Below are 16,829 nucleotides of genomic sequence, written 5' to 3' on the forward strand. Positions count from 1 at the left end.
ATGAGCAGCGCCGCCACCGCAAAGCAGCAGCAGAGCAGTGGCCCGGTGCTGGACTGGAGCGCCGGTCACGGACCCGTGACCGGCGCCCTGTCCGCCACCACCGGAGCCTTCGCCATCGCCACCACCGGCGCCGCAACATCGATGCCGCCCGGCTGGGCCCTCGCGGTCGGCGCCGCCGGAGCCCTCGGACACACCGTCGTCGGGCTGCGGGTGCGCAACGCCGGCCGGACCCTGGCCACCCGCGCCGCCTCCTGGCTGGTCGGCGCCGGATGGACCACCTGGGCCATGACCCACGGGCCACTCACGTGGGCCGCGCTCGGCTCGCTGGCCACCATCGGGGTGGGCATCGGCGCCGCCGCCCGCTCGACCGCGCTGTTCGAGGAGGCGCGGGAGGAGGAGGCCATCGCTGCCGAACAGCGGCAGATTGCACGGGAGTTGTCCGCGGAGCGCCGGGCGATCGCCGCGGCGTGGGTGGAGCGGATCCAGCGGATCTGCAACATCACCGTGAAGGTGCTCGCGGTCGAGATGTGGCCCACCGGGACCGGCTACTCCCTGGATCTGGAGCCGCAGGGCGGGATCACCTACGACCGCATCGCGCAGCACTCGGTGGCGCTGTCCGCGGATGCGAAGCTGCCGCACGGCTGCACCGCCGCCGCCACACCCGGCATCCACCAGGGCCGCACCATCCTGGACGTGACCACGGTCAACGTCCTCAAGGAGGACTGCCCCTACCCGGACGACTACAGCCGCCTGTCCATCCTCACCGGCCTGCCCTGGGGGGTGCGGACGAACGGCGAGGTCGTCTCCGCGTTCCTGCGGGAGCAGTGCGCGCTGGTGGTCGGGCCCACGGGCTCGGGCAAGACGAACATGGTCCACGACATCCTGGCCAGCTTCGCCCGCGCCGATGACGTCCTCACCTGGGTGATCGACCTCAACGCCGGATCGGCCGGTCTGCCGTGGGTGCTGCCCGCACTGAACGGGGAGATCGAAACCGCGGACGGCAAGCCCGTGCGCCCTGGCGTCGACTGGCTGGCCAGCACGCATGAGGAAGCCACCGTGATGCTCGATGCGGCGCTCGCGGTCGGGCTGCACCGCAAGAAGGCGTATCAGGACCTGCTGGCCAAGGCCAACACCGATCTCCTGCCGATCAGTTCGAAGATTCCTCAGATCATGCTGGTCATCGACGAGGGCGCGGAGATCCTGGTCAGCACCGACCGGCAGATGAAGCAACTCGCCAAGAAGATCCTGGAAGTCATCCGGATGCTGCGCGCCATGGGCGTGCGCACCGTGCTCACCGCGCTGGGTGCGACCGGCAGTGTGCTGGGCAACCTGATGATCCGCCGCGAGGGCAAGGTGCGCGTGGCGCTGACCGGTGGCGAGACCGAGGGCATGGACCTGGGCAAGATGTTCCCCGGCCGGCGCGGGCTGCGCGTGGAGCAGGCCCCCTACAAGGGGGCCGGGTTCATGGGCACCCCGGAGTCTCCGGCGGCGCTGTTCAAGTCGTGGCGGATCCTGCCCAACCAGATCCGGGAGATCACCGCCGCGACCTCCGACCGGCACCCGCGGCTGGACGACGTGTCCGCCAAAGCCGCCGGAGCCGCCTACGCGCGGCGTTGGGATGCCGACCGCACCGCCTGGATGCAGGACCTCACCGCCGTCGACGACACCGCCGACTCCGGCGAGGGGCTGAACCTGTCCGCGCTGCGCGAGCAGGAGGCCGCACCGGTCTCGCCGGAAGACGAGATGCTGCGCCGCTTCCGTGAGGAGATCGACGCACAGTTCGGCACCGCCCCCGACCCGCACTCCGAAGAGGACGGAACTCCGGGCGGGCCGGGCCAGTCGTCCGGGCTGAACCTCTCCGCGCTGCGGGGCGAGCAGGGGCCGGGATGGCTGCCCAGTGCGCTGGAGGCGATCAAGGCCACCGGTACGGAGGGCATGAAGCCGTCCGCGATCGCAGAGCTGGTCGGCAAGGACCGCAAGACCGTGCGGGCCGCTCTGCAAGCCGCGGTCGAGCGGGGCGAGTTGGTCTACCGCGACAACGGCCCGCACTCGGTCTACGTCCATCGCGAGCACGCCTGAACGCGTCTACGGAGCGCTACCGAGTAGTGGGTAGTGGGGAACGCCCCACTACCCGCTAAAGGCGCCTACTGGGGCGCACAGGGGCTTTGGACAGGCGTCCCCCACTGGGGACCCCACTACCCACTACTCAGTACGCCCCACTAGATCAATCACCCAGCGTGACACGTCTCCCGGTTGAAGGGACCCCGTTGTGCACCCCAACACCCCGCCCGCGAGCACCCCCGAACCGCTCCCGCCGTACGCGCGGATGAGCGATGCGCAGGCCAACGCCGAGGCACGGCGGATCATCGCCGACGCCTACCGGCCCACCCCGACCACGCCCACCAGTTTCCGCGACACCAGTCCGCTGCCCGCCTACGGCAGCGCCCCGCCCGTCCACCAGGACGACCGCCGCATCGTGCCCGCATGGGCCGCGGGCACCGCCGTGGCCGGCATCGGCACCGGCGCCGCCTTCGTCGGCATCGGCTGCGGCATCTGGCTCGCCTGCAAGGGATTCGCCGCCGTCACATTGACCAGCGTCCTGTTCGTCACCCTGCCCATCGCCGCCGTCGCCGCGGTCACCGTGGCCATCGGCTCCGCCCTACGCGGCTTCAAGACCACCCGCACCGAAACCCACCACCACTACAGCGGCCCCGTCCGGCAGGAGACCAACACCATCACCGCACCCGCCTACGGACTCATCGCCCGCAACCGCAACGAACTCCGCCCCTGAGAGGACCGCATGGACACCACCGCCACAGACCCGACGCAGTCCGTCCGTGACGCTGCCGAAGCCGTCCGCGCGTTCAACCACCAAACCTTCCCCCGCCCCGACCAGACACCAGCCCTCCCCTACCCGGCCCACGCGTACGACGCCATCAGCGCCCTCAAGACACTCACCCAACGGATGCCGCAGGCCATCGAGCAGGTCGGCACCGCACTGGACACGCTCGCCAACCTCGGGCACCTCGGAGCCTCCGACGGAGAGGACCCGAACCGGCATGTCGCCAACGTGCAGGGATTCCTGCTCACCGCCATGGAACAGGCCAGGGGGCTCGCCCAGTGCCTGGACCTCGCGCACAGCGCAGTCAGCCCCCTCACCTACAGCGGCCCCGATGACGAACCGGAGGACGAACCCTGCGGTGAGGGCATGTGCCAGTGCTCCTGCGTCGGCGTCCTGCACGCCTGCGGGTGCGACTGCCCCCGATGCCCCTACTGCCAGCAGCGCCCCGAGAACTGCGACTGCGACGACTGACCACGCAACGCCAAAGGCGGCCCCCTCTCGCCAAAGACCGGGCCGCCCTTGTCCACCTGCCCTCAACAGACCTGTGGAGGTCTCCAGCATGACCCAACCCACCGACATTCGGCGAGAGCGCCGAGACGACGGCATGAACGAGCACCTCCGCACCGCGCTCGACCTGGCCGCCTCCGGCCTACCGGTCCTGCCCCTGCGGGCGAAGGTGCCGTTCGGCAACTGCCGCCGGTGCGCCAACAACGCATGCGGCGGGCGGCCCAACATGAAGACTTCCGGCCCCTGCACCTGCCCCGGCCCGTGCCACGCGTGGGCCGCCGCCACCACAGATCCGAACGTCATCCGCTCCGGCCCCTGGCGCCACGCGTGGCGGCGCGCAAGCACCCTCGCCTACCACCCGGGCGGGGCGGGCCTGACAGTCGTGGACCTCGACAACGCCAACGCCATCGCGTGGGCCCGCGAGACCCTGCCGACCACGCAGACCGTGCCCACCACCCGAGGCGAACACTGGCTCTACCTCGGGGCGATGCCCTCAGCCAACGCCGTACGGCCCGGCGTGGACATCAAGTCCACGATGGCCTACGCCCGCTGGCTCGGGATCGGCACCGGCACCCTCACGGATCTGCCGGATGCCGTCCGTGCGCTGGCCGTGAAAGAGCCCACCGAAGTCCGACCGGTGGCCGTCACCGTGCCCGCGCCGGCCGGAGGCGGGCAGTGCCCACACCGCACGCCCGCCTACCTTGAGCGCGGCATCGCCATGGCGGAGCAGCGCATCACCGAGGCGCGCAGCGGCATTCACGCCGAGGTCTACCGGACCTTCCTCGCGGTGCTGTCCACACACGGCCGCTGCGGCTGCCTCACCGACGCCCACATCACGCGCCTGTTCACCGCCGCGCAGGCCAAGGGCGAAACGGCCCGGCACTGCACCGACGCGTGGACCAACGCCCGCACCAGGTTGGGACTGTAGCCATGTCCGAGGACGACAAGGCTCCCGGCCGCGAGGTCATCGCCGACTACGCCCAAGAACACTTCCGCTACTTCCGCACCGCCGACGGCACCGTCTACGCACAGAAGAACGGGCACCCCGTGGCCCGCCCTATCCGCTCGCAGGGAACCACCGGCAGCCACCGTCAGGAACTCATGGTTGGCCTGTTCAAAGACGGGCGCGGCGTGTTCAACGGGACCGCCCTCAAGGAGGCGTTGGATTTGATCGAAGCGCTCGCCCTGTCCGAGGACGTGCAGCCCGTGCACATCCGCGTGGCCCCTGGATTCGACGGGGCGACGTGGCTGGACCTGGGCCGCAGCGACGGACAGTCCGTCCGCATCCACCCCACCGGCTGGGACATCCTCACCCCGGACCCGCGTGAGGTGTGCTGGCGCCGCACCCAGCTCACTGGGGAACTCCCCCTGCCCGCCAAGGACACTGACGGCAAGGGCATCGACCTGCTGCTCCGGCTGTGCAACTTCGCCACCGCCGAGACCGAATGCCTGGCCATCGCCTGGCTGATCGGCTGCCTCGGACCGTCCGTACCCGTGCCGGCCCCGTTCCTGACCGGGCCGCAGGGTGCGGGCAAGTCCACCGGCGGGCGGATGCTCGTACGGATCGTCGAGGGCATGAGCGGTGACCTGCGCCGCGCACCGAAGGATGAGGAGAACCTGCTCGCGGCGGTGGCGGCCGGATGGGTCACCGCACTGGACAACCTCTCCCACCTGACCCCGGAACTGTCCGACGCCGTGTGCTGCATCGTCACCGGAGCCGAGAACGTCAAGCGCGCCCTGTTCACCGATGGCGACGTGTACCGCGTCGGCTACCGCCGCCCGCTGCTGCTGACCGGCATCGACGTGGGCGTCATCCGCGGCGACCTCGCGGATCGGCTCCTGCCGCTGCGCTTGGAGCGGCCTCGGGTGCGGCGCACCGAGGCGGAACTGTGGGCAGACTACGCGGAGGTGCTGCCCGTCGTCCTCGGCTCGCTCCTGGACCTCACCGTCAAGGTCCGCGCGGTGGAAGCGGAGACCCCCACTGACCTGCGCATGGCCGACTTCGCTCACCTGTGTGCGCAGCTCGATGCGGCCACCGGTCTCGGGGCACTCCCCGCCTACCGGGCCTGCCTCGATGACCTCAACGACGACGTCATCGAGGGCGACCTCCTGGCGCAGACCGTGCTCAAGCATGCCGAGACCATCGAGCCGGGCGGCGCGCAGCGGATGACGTCCACCGAGTGGCTGCACCTCCTCAGCGGCCTCTACAGCAGCGACGAGCCGCGCCCCCTGCCCAAGGGCTGGCCGACCACAGGAAAGGTTCTCTCCGACCGGCTCAAGCGCCTCCAGCCCACCCTGGCCGCCCGGGGTGTCCTCATCGACTCCGGCCGCACCCGGACGGGCCGCTACCTCGAAATGACCCGCCCCGCCGCACCAGTGCCCCACGAGCAGCAGCAGGCGTTCTGACCCACGCCCCGCGCCCGGACAAGCAAGAAGAGCACCAGGCGCCCCGTGCTCCTCTTGCTGTTCGGCGCCCCGCGCCGCCCAAAGGACGCGCCGCGCAGCGGCCCGTCACTGCTCTTCCGGCGGCACCGCCGCCGCCCCAAGGTCGCGCCGCGAAGCGGCTCCTTCTTCACGCTTTCAGGCGCCGCCGCACTACGACAGACACCCCCTCTTTTGTCCTAAGAGGGAAGACGCTGCGTCACGTGCGTCACACCCGCCGGAAATTGGCCCCTGAGCTGCGGCAACAGGCGTGACGCAGACGGCAGTCTCTGCGTCATCCTGCGTCACCCGCGTCACACGATGACGCAGCCCGTGACGCGCCGATGACGCACCCTCTCGACACCGCGTCACATAAAGCCCCAGGTCAGAAGCCCGAATGACGCTGGTGACGCCGTGACGCAGAAATCCGCACCTCGGACACACCCGCATCCGCTAGCTCCGCCGATTCCTCAAACCCTCCTTCCGTCCAAGGGAGATCTCTGCATGGACACGCCCCCTGTCAACGCGGTCGACAACACCCTCGTGCTCCTCACCGTCGAGGAGGCGGCCCGGCGCCTTCGTATCGGCCGGACCACATGCTTCGCCCTTATCCGCACCGGAGAGCTGGAGTCCATCGACGTCGGCCGTCTCCGACGCATTCCTGCGGACGCACCCGCCGAGTACGTCGCCCGTCGACGCGCAGCCAAACGCGCCGCTTGACGACACGCGGGGCGGCGGCGCTACAGGACAGGCGGCCGCCCCCGGCCCCTTCGTTCCAAGACCAAGAACAGGAGTTCTGCCTGTGGCAGAGAAGAAGAAGGGCACTCGCCGCGCCAACGGCGAATCGGCGATCTACTTCGGGGCGGACGGTCGGTGGCACGCGCGCGTGCCGATGGGCTACAAGGACAACGGGGAGCCTTACCGCCGGCACCTGACGCGTAAGACGCGCGAGGCCCTGGTCGAAGAAGTCCGCAAGCTGGAGAAGCAACGCGACGGGGGCTCGGCTCAACAGCCGGGCAAGGCGTGGACGGTCGAGAAGTGGCTTGAGCACTGGGTTGAGAACATCGCCAAGCCGACCGTCAGTGAGAACACGTATGACGGCTACGAGGTCGCCGTGCGCGTGCACCTCGTGCCCGGCATCGGCAAGCACCGCCTTGACCGCTTGCAGCCCGAGCACCTGGAGAGTCTGTATCGCCGTATGCAGGCGAACGGGGAGCGCAAGGCCGGCACTGCTCACCAAGCTCACCGCACCGCCCGAACCGCACTGGGGGAAGCAGTACGGCGCGGTTACGCGGCGAAGAACGCTGCCGCGCTGGCAAAGCCGCCACGGATGGAAGAGGACGAATCCGAGGTTGAGCCCTACTCCGTGGAAGAGGTGCAGCGCCTACTGCTGGAGGCAAACAAACGCCGAAACAGCGCCCGATGGATGCTGGCGTTGGCGCTCGGACTGCGGCAGGGCGAGACGCTCGGACTGCGCTGGTCCGACGTCGACCTCGGCAACGAGTATCTGAAGCTCCGCCGGAACCGTCTGCGTCCCCGGTACGAGCACGGGTGCCCGGAAGCCTCACCGTGCGGCCGCAAGGCGGGGTACTGCCCCGCCAAGGTGCAGATCCGGCGCGAGACGAAGAACACAAAGTCCCGGGCTGGCCGCCGGGCCGTTCCCCTGCCGGGCCCGCTGGTGGCCATGCTCCGGGCCCATGCCGAGACGCAGGAACGTGAGCGCAAGAGTGCCGGCGACCTGTGGACCGAATCGGACTACGTGTTCACCAAGCGGCTCGGTGGCCCACTGAGCCCGAACACGGACTATCACGACTGGAAGCGGCTGCTGGAAGACGCGGGGGTCCGGAGCGCCCGGCTGCATGATGCCCGGCACACGGCCGCCACCGTGCTCATGCTGCTCGGGGTCCCGGCCCGGGTCATCGATCAGATCATGGGGTGGGAGCCGGGCACCTCCGCGAGCATGCGGGCGAGGTACCTCCACGTGCCGGACGCCATGCTCAAGGACGTCGCCCGGAAGATCGCCGAAGCCATCTGGGGAGCCCCGGAGACACCCGCTGTGGACAAAAACCAGGACAACGAGGTCTGAGGACAACGTCGAAGGGCCCCACCTTGCGGTGGGGCCCTTCGACATCGTGCCCGGTGAGGCACTGGCGGAGGATACGAGATTCGAACTCGTGAGGGGTTGCCCCCAACACGCTTTCCAAGCGTGCGCCCTAGGCCTCTAGGCGAATCCTCCGCCGGAAACATTACATGACCGAGAGGAGTGCTAGCGAACTCGTTCCCACCCACCGCGATCAGGTACTCTGTGCGCAGCCCCTCACGCGGCGCTATCTGACTGAACTCCCCCAGGGCCGGAAGGCAGCAAGGGTAGGTCGGCTCTGGCGGGTGCGTGGGGGGCGTCTGCGTTCCCGGGCGGGTTCGGCCGGGACTGGATGTCAGTGCGCGCCTATAACCTCGTATGCGTGTCGTCTCTCGCGTTGTACCGCCGTTATCGCCCGGAGTCGTTCGCCGAGGTCATCGGGCAGGAGCATGTAACCGACCCGCTGCAGCAGGCGCTGCGGAACAACCGGGTCAACCACGCGTACCTGTTCAGCGGTCCGCGCGGCTGCGGCAAGACGACCTCCGCCCGGATCCTGGCGCGCTGCCTGAACTGCGAGCAGGGGCCGACGCCGACGCCCTGCGGTGAGTGCCGGTCCTGCCAGGACCTGGCGAGGAACGGGCCGGGTTCCATCGACGTCATCGAGATCGACGCGGCCTCTCACGGCGGTGTGGACGACGCCCGTGAGCTGCGCGAGAAGGCATTCTTCGGCCCCGCCGCCAGCCGCTACAAGATCTACATCATCGACGAGGCCCACATGGTCACGTCGGCCGGCTTCAACGCGCTGCTGAAGGTCGTCGAGGAGCCGCCGGAGCACCTCAAGTTCATCTTCGCGACCACCGAGCCCGAGAAGGTCATCGGGACGATCCGCTCGCGTACGCACCACTACCCGTTCCGGCTGGTCCCGCCCGGGACCCTGCGGGACTACCTGGGGGAGGTGTGCGGACGGGAGGAGATCCCGGTCGAGGACGGCGTGCTGCCCCTCGTGGTCCGGGCCGGTGCGGGCTCCGTGCGTGACTCCATGTCCGTCATGGACCAGCTGCTCGCCGGCGCGGGGGCGGACGGTGTGACGTATGCCATGGCCACCTCCCTCCTCGGCTACACCGAGGGCTCGCTGCTCGACTCCGTGGTCGAGGCCTTCGCGACCGGGGACGGCGCCGCCGCCTTCGAGGTCGTCGACCGCATCATCGAAGGCGGCAACGACCCGCGCCGCTTCGTCGCCGACCTGCTGGAGCGACTGCGCGACCTGGTGATCCTCGCCGCCGTACCGGATGCCGCGGAGAAGGGGCTGATCGACGCCCCCACCGACGTCATCGAGCGGATGCAGGCCCAGGCGAGCACCTTCGGCGCCGCCGAGCTCAGCCGCTCCGCCGACCTCCTCAACGAGGGCCTGACCGAGATGCGCGGCGCCAACTCGCCCCGCCTCCAGCTCGAGCTGATCTGCGCCCGCGTCCTGCTGCCCGCCGCCTACGGCGACGAGCGTGCCGTGATGGCCCGCCTCGACCGCCTGGAGCGGGGCGTGAACTTCTCCGGCGCCGCCGCCGCGCCCGCGATGGGATACGTGCCCGGTCCCGAGGCGCACGGCGTGGCGGTGCCCGCTCCCGGCCCGGCCGCCGAGCCGGTCCCGCCGGGCGCCGGACCCGCCGCGGCCCGCGCGGCGGTACGGACCGGGGGGGCACCGGGCGGCGCCCCGCCGATGACCGCCGGCCCCGGCCCGGCCACGCGGACCGGTGAACCGCCCGCGGCCGCCGTACCCACCGCCGCGTCAACCGCCGCACCCGCCGAGCCCGCCGAGCCCGCCGCCCCGCAGGCGCCCGCGGCCCCGCCTGCCTCCACGCCCGCACCGTCCACGCCCGCGCCCTCCGCCCCCGGCGCCTGGCCCACCGCCGCCCCGGCCGGTGGCGGCCGGCGTCCCGGCGGCTGGCCCACGGCGACTCCGGCGGGCACCGCCCGCCCCGCTGCCGCCGCGCCCGCGCCCGCGGCGCCCGCCCCCCAGGCGGCGCCCGCACCCACGTCCGCCCCGCCTCAGAGCGGCGGCCTGGACCCCCGCATGCTCTGGCCGAACATCCTGGAGGCGGTCAAGAACCGCCGCCGCTTCACCTGGATCCTGCTGAGTCAGAACGCGCAGGTGGCCGGCTTCGACGGCACGACCCTCCAGCTCGCCTTCGTCAACGCCGGCGCCCGCGACAACTTCGCGAGCAGCGGCAGCGAGGACGTACTGCGCCAGTGCCTGTCCGAGCAGTTCAACGTCCAGTGGAAGATCGAGGCCTTCGTCGACCCGTCCGGCGGCTCCGTCCCCGCGCCGTCCGCCCCGTCCAACGGCGGCTACGACGGCGGCAGTCCGGGTGGCTACGGCGGTGCGCCCGCACAGCGCCCCGCCCCCTCACCCGCCTCTTCCCCCGCACCCGCGTCACCGTCCCCGACGCCGCCCGTGGCCACTCCCGCGCCGCGTCCGGCCGCCCCGGAGCCCCCGCCGGTCTCCATCGAGGACGACATCCCCGAGGACGACGACCCGGACCTCAACGAGTCGGCCATGTCCGGCCACGAGCTGATCGTGCGGGAGCTGGGGGCCACGGTGGTCGAGGAGTTCACGAACGAGTAGGGGGCTCCCCACGGGAGCGGGCGACGCCGAGCGGCACTTGGAGGAACGCACAGCAAAGCCGCCCCTCAAAGCTCGGCGGGAACGCCAGCTAGGCTGACCCCCGTGAAGGTCCTCGTCATCGGTAACGGCGCCCGCGAACATGCCCTGTGCCGCTCCCTGTCCCTCGACCCCGACGTCACCGCGCTGCACTGCGCCCCCGGCAACGCCGGCATCGCCGAGGTCGCCGAGCTGCACCGGGTCGACGCGCTGGACGGCGCCGCCGTCTCCGCGCTGGCCACCGAGCTCGGTGCCGAGCTGGTGGTCGTGGGCCCGGAGGCACCCCTCGTCGCCGGAGTCGCCGACGCCGTGCGCGAGGCGGGCATCCCGGTGTTCGGCCCCGCCAGGGAGGCGGCGCAACTGGAGGGCTCCAAGGCCTTCGCGAAGGACGTCATGGCGGGAGCGGGGGTCCCCACCGCACGCTCCTACGTCTGCACGACCCCGGACGAGGCCGACGCGGCCCTCGACGCCTTCGGCGCCCCCTACGTGGTCAAGGACGACGGCCTCGCCGCCGGCAAGGGCGTCGTCGTCACCGACGACATCGAGGCGGCGAAGGCGCACGCCAACTCCTGCGACCGCGTGGTCATCGAGGAGTTCCTCGACGGCCCCGAGGTCTCGCTCTTCGCCATCACGGACGGCGAGACCGTCGTCCCGCTCCAGCCCGCCCAGGACTTCAAGCGCGCCCTGGACGGCGACGAGGGCCCGAACACCGGCGGCATGGGCGCGTACTCCCCGCTCCCGTGGGCCGACCCGAAGCTGGTCGAGGAGGTCCTGCAGACCGTCCTGCAGCCGACCGTCGACGAGATGCGCCGCCGCGGCACCCCGTTCTCCGGCCTGCTCTACGCCGGTCTCGCGATCACCTCGCGCGGCGTGCGGGTCATCGAGTTCAACGCCCGCTTCGGCGACCCCGAGACCCAGGTGGTCCTCGCCCGCCTGCGGACCCCGCTGGCCGGCGTCCTGCTCGCCGCCGCGAACGGCACCCTGGCCGACCTGGAGCCCCTGCGCTGGAGCGACGACGCCGCGGTCACCGTGGTCGTCGCCTCGCACAACTACCCCGCCACCCCGCGCACCGGCGACCCGATCACCGGCCTCGACGAGGTGGCCGCCGAGGACGCCCCGCACGCGTACGTGCTGCACGCCGGCACCAGGCGCGAGGACGACGCGGTCGTCAGCGCGGGCGGCCGTGTGCTGTCCGTCACGGCGACCGGCAAGGACCTCACCGAGGCCCGCGACCGCGCCTACGAGGCCGTCTCGCGCATCCGGCTCGACGGCTCCCAGCACCGTACGGACATCGCCGCGAAGGCGGCGGGTGCCTGACGGCATCTGGCCCGGCTGAACCGCGCAGGCCCCCGAACCGTCTTGGGATCGGGGGCCTGATGCTGTCCCGGTCCCCCTGGAAACCGATGGAACCGAGTTGGAATTCAAGTCAAGAACACGGGCCTGATCCTCGCTGTCCGTCACCCACCTCTGACCAAAGCCATTCCATCGAGTGACCGCTCGCCCAACCGGCTGACGGGACCCGGGCCCCCAACTATGGTGCGGCGCAAGCGGTCCGGCACTTGGCCCACCGGCATTGCGATGTCAGGGGCGGGTGCCACAGTGGGGGAGTGAGCAACGCCAGGACTGCAGGGGATCCAATACAGCGGGGGAGGGGGTGAGGTCCGGTCGTGACCGGTAGCGGAATGGGTGTGGAGGCGGGCGCGCAGGCAGCGCGCTCCAGGGCCCTCGCCGTGCTGCGCATCCGCAGCCGGGCGCTTGCCGTCGCCCTGCTGCCCGCGGCGGTCGCCGTGGTGCTGCTGGCCGGCGTTTCCACGGGCCATCTGGTGGGGCCCGCCTGGCACGTGGCCCGCTGGGCGGTGACGCCCGTCGCCGTGCTCGTGCTGCTCGCGGCCTGTGCGATAGCCCTGATCGTCGCCCGTGCCCGCCCGGCCGTGAGCCCGACGGTCGCGATCGCCGAGGAGTCCGCCCCGGACCTGTACCGGATGGTGCGCGACCTCGCCGACCGGCTCGACGTCCCCGCGCCCTCCGCGATAGCGCTCACCCCGGACTGCGACAGCTGGCTGGAGGACCGCACCCATCCGGCCCACGGCCCGCCCCCGTCCGAGAACCGCCATGACGAGCTCGCGGGCGCGCACACCCCGCACCGCCGCGGCACCGCCGCCCCGGTCCTGGTCATCGGCTCGCCCTTCCTGTGGTGGATGCGCGTCGGCGAACTGCGCGCGGTCCTCGCTCCGGTCGTCGCCGGTACGGGCCCCTCCGCGCACCCGGACATAGCCGCGGCCCGCCGCTTCGTGCGGGGCCTGGACGCCGCGGTGGCCGTCGCCTCGACGCCCGGCCGCTGCCCTATGACCCGGCTGGTGTGCGCGGGCGTCGGCCGGGTGGCCCGGCTGCTGCTGCACAGCTGCCAGGAGCACGCGACCCTGATGGAGCGGGGCGTCGCGGCCGCCGCCTCCGAGCGGGCACAGGCTGTGGACTACGGCCTCAGGATCGTCGCCCAGGAACAGGTGGGGCTGGCCTACGCGGGCTGGGACCGTCTGCTCACCCGGGTCGCGCTGCCCGCCTGGCGGATGGGCCGCTGGCCCGCCCGGCTGGACGCGGGCGTCGTGGCCGCGCTCACGGAACTCTCCCGCCGCGACCGCCTGGCCGAGGGCTTCGCCTCCCGCCTCGGCGAGCGCCCCGCCTGCGACCTGCTCGAAGAGCCCGGCACGGTGGACGAGGCGGCCTCCCTCCTCGCCGCCCGCCTCTTCCACGGCGGCCCCGCCACCCCCGGCCCCGACTGGTCCCCGGTGAACTGGGAGGAGTACCCGGAGGAGATCGTCGACCGCAAATGGCGCACCGACGCCGCCCGCCTCCACCGGGTCCTGGACACGGTCGGCGTCAGCCGTACGCCCGACGGCGCAACGCTCTCCCGCATCCTGGACCACCTGTCGACGCCGGTCACGGGCGCTCAGCCGCAGGAACGCGCGGCCGCCGACGGCGAGACGCTCGCACCGTCCGAAGGCGAAGCCGAGGACGAGGAACCCGCGCCCAGCAACCCCCACTTCGCCCCCCTCGCCGCAGGCCTCACCGCTGAGCTGGCCCGCGAAAAGGCGCCCACCCCGGCCGAGCCGCCGGCGGCTCCGGCCATCTGGGACGACGGCACCTTCCCCCTCTTCCCGCTCCAACCGCCGCGCAGCTCCCGCGAGTTGCTGACCGACCACGTCACGGCGATGGTCTGCTGCGCCGCCATGGACACCGCGGGCGCGGCCCCCGGCCTCGACTGGCTCGACGGCCCGTCGCTCCTCGTCAACGGCGAACGGGCCACGGATCTGACCCCCCGGGTCCTCAGCCTCGTGGAGGACGGGGATCCGGCACCCCTGCGGTCCTGGCTGCTGGAGTCCGGGATACGGCCCGAGAAGCCCGTCCGGCTGGTGTGACCGTAGCGGAAGGCCGCATTCCACTTTCGGCCAATTCGCAACGAATAGTGACCGCATGGGTGCGCAATGTGATGTGCTGGGACCGATCGGGCACATGGCAAAGGCTTGCGGCACGCGACGCGCACACGATGCGCACGTGACGAGCACGCGATTCCGCACGGGACAGGCACACGACACGCGACCACGGGGGATCCAGGGAGGGAGCGACCATGGGGCCGGAGCAGATCCGCCGCTGGGAATCCGGGGCGCTCGCGCACGCGGTGACCGACCCCTTCGGCCAGGGCCCCCTCCCCTGGCTGCGCGGCGGTGAGACGTACTTCGGCGACACCGGCCAGATGGTCCCCTGGTACGTGGACCCGCCCCAGCCGTCCGCGGCCGACGCGCCGTACACCCCCCGCGTCCCGTCCCCGCGAGCCTCCGGCGGGCCCCGATCCGCGGACGACGTCCGCCGCCAGATCAAGGGCTTCATCTCCACCGGCGCGGTCGCCCCCGGCGAGGCCGTCGACTTCCACATCACGGTCGACCCGCCGCAGGAGTTCAGCGTTGACATCTACCGCATCGGCCACTACGGCGGCGACGGCGCCTCGAAGATCACCACCAGCCCCCGGCTCTCCGGTATCGTCCAGCCCGCGCCGCTCACGGCGGACCGTACGGTCTCCTGCCACCACTGGTGGCTGTCCTGGCGGCTGCAGATCCCGTCGTACTGGAGCATCGGAGCGTATGTCGCCGTCCTGACCACCGCCGACGGCTATCGCTCCCACATCCCCTTCACGGTCCGCGCCGACCACCCCGCGGACCTGCTCCTGCTCCTGCCCGACGTCACCTGGCAGGCCTACAACCTCTACCCGGAGGACGGCCGCACGGGCGCGAGCCTCTACCACGCCTGGGACGAACAGGGCCGCCTGCTCGGCGAGTCCGACGCGGCGACGACGGTCTCCTTCGACCGCCCGTACGCCGGCGCCGGCCTCCCCCTCCACGTCGGCCACGCCTACGACTTCATCCGCTGGGCCGAGCGCTACGGCTACGACATCGCCTACGCCGACGCCCGCGACCTGCACGCCGGACAGGTCGACCCCACGCGCTACCGCGGCCTGGTCTTCCCCGGCCACGACGAGTACTGGTCGGTGAACATGCGCCGCACCGTGGAGCTCGCCCGCGAGCACGGCACCTCGCTCGTCTTCCTGTCCGCCAACGCCATGTACTGGCAGGTCGAGTTGGGCCCGTCCCCCTCAGGCGTCCCCGACCGCCTGCTCACCTGCCGCAAGCGCAGGGGCCCCGGCAAACCCGTGCTGTGGCGCGAAGTCGACCGCCCCGAGCAGCAGTTGGTCGGCATCCAGTACGCGGGCCGGGTCCCCGAGCCGCACCCCCTGATCGTCCGCAACGCCGAGCACTGGCTGTGGGAGGCGACCGGCGCCCACGAGGGCGACCGGATCGAGGGCCTGGTCGCCGGCGAGGCGGACCGCTACTTCCCGCGCACCCCGCTGCCCGAGCACGAGGACCGCATCCTGCTCGCCCACTCGCCGTACACGGACGCCGAGGGCGTCCTGCGCCACCAGGAGACGTCGCTGTACCGTGCGCCCTCCGGCGCCCTGGTCTTCGCCTCCGGGACGTTCGCCTGGTCCCCGTCCCTGGACCGCCCGGGCCACGTCGACGCTCGCGTCCAGCGCGCCACCGCGAACCTGCTGGACCGCATCTGCAAACGTGACTGAGCCCGTGGGCCCACGTCACCGCCCCGACCTCAGCCACCCCCCACCAAGACCGATCTCCGGCATAAGGGAGAATCGAGCCGTTGGCCCGCCCGTCACCCACCACCACCCTGCTCGAGCCCTTCGGGCGCCCCCTTTGTTCAACCACGGGGAGGAACCGTGTCCGGATTCGTAGAAAAGCCCGAGCCGATTCAGGTTCCGGGCCTGGTGCACCTGCACACCGGCAAGGTGCGCGAGCTGTACCAGAACGAGGCCGGCGACCTCGTGATGGTCGCCAGTGACCGCATGTCCGCGTACGACTGGGTGCTGCCCACCGAGATCCCGGACAAGGGCCGCATCCTCACCCAGCTCTCCCTGTGGTGGTTCGACCAGCTCGCGGACCTGGTGCCCAACCACGTCCTGAGCACCGAGCTGCCGGCCGGCGCCCCCGCGGACTGGGCGGGCCGCACCACCGTCTGCAAGTCGCTCCAGATGGTTCCGGTCGAGTGTGTGGCCCGCGGCTACCTCACCGGTTCCGGCCTGGTCGAGTACGACGCCTCCCGCACGGTCTGCGGCCTCGCCCTGCCCGAGGGCCTGGTCGACGGCAGCGAGCTCCCCGCCCCGATCTTCACCCCGGCCACCAAGGCCGCGGTCGGCGAGCACGACGAGAACGTCTCCTACGAGGAGGTCGCCCGTCAGGTCGGCGCCGACACCGCCGCCCGGCTGCGGCAGGCGACCCTCGCCGTCTACACCCGCGCCCGCGACATCGCCCGCGACCGCGGCATCGTCCTCGCGGACACCAAGTTCGAGTTCGGCTTCGAGGGCGAGACCCTCATCCTCGCCGACGAGGTCCTCACCCCGGACTCCTCCCGTTTCTGGCCGGCCGACCAGTGGTCGCCGGGCCGCGCGCAGCCGTCGTACGACAAGCAGTTCGTGCGGGACTGGCTGACCTCGCCGGCCTCCGGCTGGGACCGCCGGAGCGAGCAGCCGCCGCCGGAGCTCCCCCAGGAGATCGTGGAGGCGACGCGCGCCAAGTACGTGGAGGCGTACGAGCGTCTGACGGGCACGCCCTGGAGCTAGCGACACGAAGAAGGCCCCGGTCCATGAGGACCGGGGCCTTCTTCCGCGGAGCGGACGACGAGGCTCGAACTCGCGACCTCAACCTTGGCAAGGTTGCGCTCTACCAACTGAGCTACGTCCGCAGTGCGCCGTGGCGCGACGC

At 71.7% G+C, this 16,829-nt stretch carries 12 protein-coding genes, 2 tRNA genes and 1 other RNA gene; 13 read left to right on the plus strand and 2 right to left on the minus strand.

All coding sequences use genetic code 11. The features are described 5' to 3' along the window. From ACGFYN_RS16595 to ACGFYN_RS16625, 7 genes are all read left to right on the plus strand, one after another. Positions 1-2,079 carry an FtsK/SpoIIIE domain-containing protein gene (locus ACGFYN_RS16595; protein ID WP_393866529.1) on the plus strand — a complete coding sequence of 693 codons (2,079 nt, stop codon included), beginning with the start codon at positions 1-3 and terminating at the stop codon, positions 2,077-2,079. A gap of 190 nt (positions 2,080-2,269) precedes the next feature. Further along, positions 2,270-2,791 carry a hypothetical protein gene (locus ACGFYN_RS16600; RefSeq protein WP_393866530.1) on the plus strand — a complete coding sequence of 174 codons (522 nt, stop codon included), beginning with the start codon at positions 2,270-2,272 and terminating at the stop codon, positions 2,789-2,791. A 9-nt stretch (positions 2,792-2,800) separates the two neighbouring features. Further along, positions 2,801-3,313, plus strand: a complete 513-nt coding sequence (locus ACGFYN_RS16605) for a hypothetical protein (RefSeq protein ID WP_393866531.1) — start codon at positions 2,801-2,803, stop codon at positions 3,311-3,313. 88 nt (positions 3,314-3,401) lie between these two features. Then, positions 3,402-4,277, plus strand: coding sequence for a bifunctional DNA primase/polymerase (locus tag ACGFYN_RS16610; protein WP_393866532.1), 876 nt, complete (start codon positions 3,402-3,404; stop codon positions 4,275-4,277). Between the two features lie 2 nt (positions 4,278-4,279). After that, a complete protein-coding gene (locus tag ACGFYN_RS16615; RefSeq protein WP_393866533.1) occupies positions 4,280-5,755 on the plus strand; it encodes an ATP-binding protein in 1,476 nt (491 codons plus the stop codon). Between the two features lie 519 nt (positions 5,756-6,274). Further along, positions 6,275-6,490: an excisionase family DNA-binding protein gene (locus ACGFYN_RS16620; RefSeq protein WP_393866534.1), complete on the plus strand. Its 216-nt coding sequence runs from the start codon at positions 6,275-6,277 to the stop codon at positions 6,488-6,490. An 82-nt stretch (positions 6,491-6,572) separates the two neighbouring features. After that, positions 6,573-7,856 carry a tyrosine-type recombinase/integrase gene (locus ACGFYN_RS16625; RefSeq protein ID WP_393866535.1) on the plus strand — a complete coding sequence of 428 codons (1,284 nt, stop codon included), beginning with the start codon at positions 6,573-6,575 and terminating at the stop codon, positions 7,854-7,856. 62 nt (positions 7,857-7,918) lie between these two features. On the opposite strand, the gene ACGFYN_RS16630 is transcribed toward ACGFYN_RS16625, so the two are convergent. After that, positions 7,919-8,006: transfer RNA gene (locus ACGFYN_RS16630), tRNA-Ser, on the minus strand. Between the two features lie 72 nt (positions 8,007-8,078). Between ACGFYN_RS16630 and ffs the strand changes: the two genes are divergently transcribed. The 6 genes from ffs to ACGFYN_RS16660 all read left to right on the plus strand — a co-directional run bounded on the left by ffs (position 8,079) and on the right by ACGFYN_RS16660 (position 16,687). After that, positions 8,079-8,175: signal recognition particle sRNA small type (gene ffs, locus ACGFYN_RS16635), an RNA gene on the plus strand. A 57-nt stretch (positions 8,176-8,232) separates the two neighbouring features. After that, entirely contained in the window at positions 8,233-10,470 is a 2,238-nt protein-coding gene (locus tag ACGFYN_RS16640) for a DNA polymerase III subunit gamma and tau (protein WP_393866536.1), read from the plus strand. Positions 10,471-10,572: 102 nt separating this feature from the next. After that, positions 10,573-11,823, plus strand: a complete 1,251-nt coding sequence (gene purD, locus ACGFYN_RS16645; protein WP_393866537.1) for a phosphoribosylamine--glycine ligase — start codon at positions 10,573-10,575, stop codon at positions 11,821-11,823. A gap of 365 nt (positions 11,824-12,188) precedes the next feature. After that, the gene (locus tag ACGFYN_RS16650) at positions 12,189-13,922 is read left to right on the plus strand and encodes a hypothetical protein (RefSeq protein WP_393866586.1); all 1,734 of its coding nucleotides are present in this window, start codon (positions 12,189-12,191) and stop codon (positions 13,920-13,922) included. 209 nt (positions 13,923-14,131) lie between these two features. Then, positions 14,132-15,631 carry a N,N-dimethylformamidase beta subunit family domain-containing protein gene (locus ACGFYN_RS16655; protein ID WP_393866538.1) on the plus strand — a complete coding sequence of 500 codons (1,500 nt, stop codon included), beginning with the start codon at positions 14,132-14,134 and terminating at the stop codon, positions 15,629-15,631. 156 nt (positions 15,632-15,787) lie between these two features. Further along, positions 15,788-16,687, plus strand: a complete 900-nt coding sequence (locus ACGFYN_RS16660; protein ID WP_393866539.1) for a phosphoribosylaminoimidazolesuccinocarboxamide synthase — start codon at positions 15,788-15,790, stop codon at positions 16,685-16,687. Between the two features lie 49 nt (positions 16,688-16,736). Here ACGFYN_RS16660 and ACGFYN_RS16665 read toward each other — a convergent pair. After that, positions 16,737-16,809 (minus strand) — tRNA-Gly (locus tag ACGFYN_RS16665). Positions 16,810-16,829 lie beyond the last annotated feature (20 nt).

Source organism: Streptomyces sp. NPDC048419, from assembly GCF_043200415.1.
Classification (GTDB): Bacteria; Actinomycetota; Actinomycetes; order Streptomycetales; family Streptomycetaceae; genus Streptomyces.